Annotated in this window: 4 protein-coding genes; 3 read left to right on the plus strand and 1 reads right to left on the minus strand. The window is 40.5% G+C overall.

Translation table 11 applies throughout. From position 1 onward, the window contains the following. Positions 1-448: 448 nt before the first annotated feature. On the minus strand, positions 449-1102 hold the full coding sequence (locus AC805_RS14340) for a class I SAM-dependent methyltransferase (RefSeq protein ID WP_055076049.1): 654 nt from the start codon (positions 1100-1102) through the stop codon (positions 449-451). A 196-nt stretch (positions 1103-1298) separates the two neighbouring features. Here AC805_RS14340 and AC805_RS14345 point away from each other — a divergent pair, with 196 nt between their 5' ends. The 3 genes from AC805_RS14345 to fldA all read left to right on the plus strand — a co-directional run bounded on the left by AC805_RS14345 (position 1299) and on the right by fldA (position 3736). Next, on the plus strand, positions 1299-2348 hold the full coding sequence (locus tag AC805_RS14345; RefSeq protein ID WP_055076050.1) for a chlorophyll a/b binding light-harvesting protein: 1050 nt from the start codon (positions 1299-1301) through the stop codon (positions 2346-2348). A gap of 557 nt (positions 2349-2905) precedes the next feature. Beyond that, positions 2906-3064 carry a hypothetical protein gene (locus AC805_RS26325; protein ID WP_197278730.1) on the plus strand — a complete coding sequence of 53 codons (159 nt, stop codon included), beginning with the start codon at positions 2906-2908 and terminating at the stop codon, positions 3062-3064. A gap of 165 nt (positions 3065-3229) precedes the next feature. Next, a complete protein-coding gene (gene fldA / locus AC805_RS14350; protein WP_055076051.1) occupies positions 3230-3736 on the plus strand; it encodes a flavodoxin FldA in 507 nt (168 codons plus the stop codon). The last annotated feature ends 206 nt before the right edge of the window (positions 3737-3942 follow it).

Consider the following 3942-nt stretch of genomic DNA (forward strand, 5'->3'; position numbering starts at 1 on the left):
TTTCATTTTATCCTTCTATTTCACTAGAAATTGACATAGGGTTTACATTTATCTCTAAACCTATTTCATCCTTCAAATTTAGGACTTACATATTGGATAGATGTGGCGCGGGCTTTGCCCGCGCCACATCTATCCAATACCCAGTAAACTCGTTAGCATTGCGTAAGTACTAAAATTCATATTCAGCAAATCATTTATGAGAAAAACTGAGCTTCGACTTCGCTCAGCTATCGTAATGGCTGAGCGAAATCGAAGTCTCTCTCAACTTATTTAGGATTGCTATAGTTAAAGAACTATACCAACCCATACTGCTAGCAAGGCAAACGGTATAGATTTTTAGATTTTAAATTGAGTTATGCCTAGCTACTAAGATTTATACTTACCATATATCTCACTCTCTATTCCATTCTTCTACTTAGATATAATCCCTTCCCAACTACAAAATTATTTACTCGGAAGCTCGAGTGGCTATTACAGCATAAAAGGGATCGCTGCTAGCCATACCCAGCATTGCTAAGAAAGGAGAGCTAGGTGGAACGTTTGCCACCAACTCTGGGCGAGTAAAACCTTGAGGAACTGAAGCAAAATATTTAAAGACTAATTTCGTGCGATCGCTTTCTTCTCCATCCCGCCATGCTTGAATCGCTTTTTGATAAAACATCCGATTCGAGAAGCTAATAATCGCAATGCCACCGACCTTAAGAATCCGATGAATTTCTGCAAATACGCGCTCTGGATATTGTAAATATTGCACGGAAACTGTGTTTAACACGGCATCAAAAGAGCGATCGGCAAAGGGTAATAACTGCTGTTGATTGAGATTCTGGACGAAATAACGATCTAAACGTGGGTTGCGAGCCAATTCCGCTTCATTCAGTCCATGCCCTTCTACATGCTCAAACTCCATTTCTTCAGGGAGATGTGACACCCAACTACTCATCAAGTCAAGAATACGCGTATTTGCCTGTAGTTTCTGACGGTAGAGAGCGGTGAGTTGTTGAATAAAGCGATCGTCTACATGTGTAACAAAACGAGGATGGTCATAGAACAGCGCATCATCGGAGTTATCAAGTTTTGTACGTTGTTCTGAAGCAAGTTGCATAGATAGTTCAAAGGGAAGATACCTATTCCATCATACTCAAAATTCATGATTAAGTTTTGTTAAGATTTTAATGAAAGTAATTCTCAATAAAAAATTCTCTTGTAGGATTAGCAAAGAAAAAATTATTGCAAGTGATTCCTATTAACTGTAATAACAAAATCCTATTCTTGATGACTTATTGTCGATCTAATTAACTATGCAAATCACTGAAAATACTGCGAAAAAGACTGCTATTCGCTATGAATGGTGGGCAGGGAATGCCCGTTTTGCTGACTTGTCAGGGCTATTTATTGTTGCCCATGTTGCTCAAGCAGCCCTAGTCACTTTCTGGGCAGGAGCATTTACTTTGTATGAAATTTCGTGGTATAGACCCGATCTACCCATGGGCAATCAAGGGCTAATTTTGCTGCCCCATCTTGCTACTTTAGGTATTGGTGTTGGCGAAGGGGGCGTAATTATTGATACTTATTCCTATTTTGTGATTGGTGCGTTGCACCTAATCTCGTCCGCAGTTTTAGCGGCTGGCGCATTGTTTCACCTGACCAAGACTCCCGCTAGTCTCAAGGGACTCAATGGCTTTGCGAAAAACTTCCACTTTGAATGGAGTGACTCGCGCAAATTAGGGATCATCTTGGGACATCATTTACTGTTCTTAGGGGCGGGAGCCTTATTACTGGCTGCCAAGGCTATGTATTTTGGTGGGCTCTATGATGCCACTATTCATGCTGTGAGAGTGGTGACGGAACCAACCCTCAATCCATTGACCATTTACGGCTATCAAACCCATTTTGCTAATGTCAATAGCCTCGAAGATCTTGTGGGCGGACATATTTATGTAGGAATTATGCTTTTAGCTGGTGGAGTATGGCATATCATTGTGCCGCCCTTGGCTTGGGCGAAGAAAGTTCTCATCTTCTCAAGTGAGGCTATTCTTTCCTATTCCTTGGGAGGCATTGCATTGGCGGGGTTTGTGGCTTCCTATTTCTGTGCCGTAAATACTCTCGCCTATCCAGTGGAGTTCTACGGCGAAGCTTTGCAAGTAAAGTTAAGCGTAATGCCTTTCTATGCGGATACGGTGAATTTGCCATTGGGCGCACATACCCCTAGATGCTGGCTAGCTAATGCTCACTTCATTTTAGCGTTTTTCTTCCTGCAAGGACATTTATACCATGCGCTCAAAGCTTCTGGTTTTGATTTCAGTCTCATTAGTCGGGCTCTTAACATGACCACTACATCCGCTGAATAGCTTTAGCTTATCGATCTTGGTTCTTAAACCCCAAGCAATCTTCTAATACCAATTCACTGAAGTGTTGGCTCACTTCAGTGAATTAAAAAACAAACCCAGTAAGGTTTTGAGATTCCAAAAATGGCAACGCCATTTTTACAGTTGGTCTAACTGAGTAGATCTAAAGTCCTGTGCCTTCAGCACATCGGAAGACACAGGATTTTATTTCCTTTCATTTTATTTGTTAATTATTCTCAAATTCTAAGAGGACAAAATTATGGCGATGTTTCTGGGGAGCCTATTAGCGATCGCTTCACTCACTTATCTGGTCAACTTTTGGATGTTGATGGGGCTGATTCAAAGGTAAATGATACCAAGCCTGCATGTACGCACCTTAATCACTACATCGACGCGAGTAACTATGACGCGAGATCTAAATCAACTGCGGCTTGAGGGATTGATTAGTTGGCACAATCATTATGTAACCCTGCATCATGCCTTTAATGTAAATTCAGTTCCTGCTTTGCAGACAAATTAACTCCCAAATCAACTCCCAAATTAGCTCCCAAATTAACTCCATGAATAAAGAGACCGAAAAAAAAGATCTTAAAGACTTCGAGCTTGAAGATTTTGATTGCGAAGAATTTCTAAGTTGCGACATTGATAGGTTGCAATCAGATTGGGAAAGTATCTTTCGAGAATTTGAGGAGATAGAAAACTCATTGCCAAATTTATAGAAATAATTCCCAATCAATTAAAAACTAATTGGCTAGGCATAATTAAAATCTAGAAAAAACTGAGGTATCTGCGCACCAAGTGCCACAGCTTTTTGGGGTTTTATATTTAATTGCGATCGGTTACTAAATTAGAAAAGATGTGAAAATTTAACTAGGAGAAATATAATGACTATCGGTCTATTTTACGGAACTCAGACGGGGAATACAGAAAGTGCCGCAGCAGAAATTCAAAGAATATTTGGTGTGGGATTGGTCGATCTGCATGATGTCGCAAAGGCGGATATTAACGACTTTGCAGGTTATGATTGCCTAATCATTGGCTGTCCAACTTGGAATATTGGTGAATTGCAATCAGATTGGGAAGGACTTTTTCCTGAATTGGATGATGTGGATTTTTCGGGCAAGAAAGTTGCTTATTTTGGTTGTGGCGATCAGGTTGGTTATGCAGATAATTTTCTAGATGCGATCGGCATTCTAGAGGAAAAAATTACTGAACGGGGTGGTAAAACTGTTGGCTATTGGTCTATGGATGGATATGATTTCGATGAGTCTAGAGCCGTACGAGGCAATAAATTTGTCGGCTTAGCACTTGACGATACCAACCAAGCGGATTTGACCGAACAACGATTGAGAAAATGGGTAGCACTATTGAGAGTTGAGTTTGGTGTTTAGGGAAGCTTAATACTCTCACAACGAGGGGCTTATTCACTGGTTAATAAGTATAGCTGTCGCCAAGTGTACTAGGACATAAAACCCAAGAATTAATCGGCGGCGCTTCGCGCCGCCAATTAATTCTTGGGTTTTGATTTGTCCTACAATTAATTCTTGGGTTTTGATTTGTCCTACAATTAATTCTTGGGTTTTGATTTGTCCTACAA

It is taken from the genome of Pseudanabaena sp. 'Roaring Creek' (assembly GCF_001402795.1).
Taxonomy (GTDB): domain Bacteria; phylum Cyanobacteriota; class Cyanobacteriia; order Pseudanabaenales; family Pseudanabaenaceae; genus Pseudanabaena.

Bases quoted from the DNA above. Each gene is read 5' to 3' on its own strand.
- AC805_RS14340 (WP_055076049.1), bottom strand. From the start codon at position 1,102: ATGCAACTTGCTTCAGAACAACGTACAAAACTTGATAACTCCGATGAT.
- AC805_RS14345 (WP_055076050.1), top strand. From the start codon at position 1,299: ATGCAAATCACTGAAAATACTGCGAAAAAGACTGCTATTCGCTATGAA.
- fldA (WP_055076051.1), top strand. From the start codon at position 3,230: ATGACTATCGGTCTATTTTACGGAACTCAGACGGGGAATACAGAAAGT.
- AC805_RS26325 (WP_197278730.1), top strand. From the start codon at position 2,906: ATGAATAAAGAGACCGAAAAAAAAGATCTTAAAGACTTCGAGCTTGAA.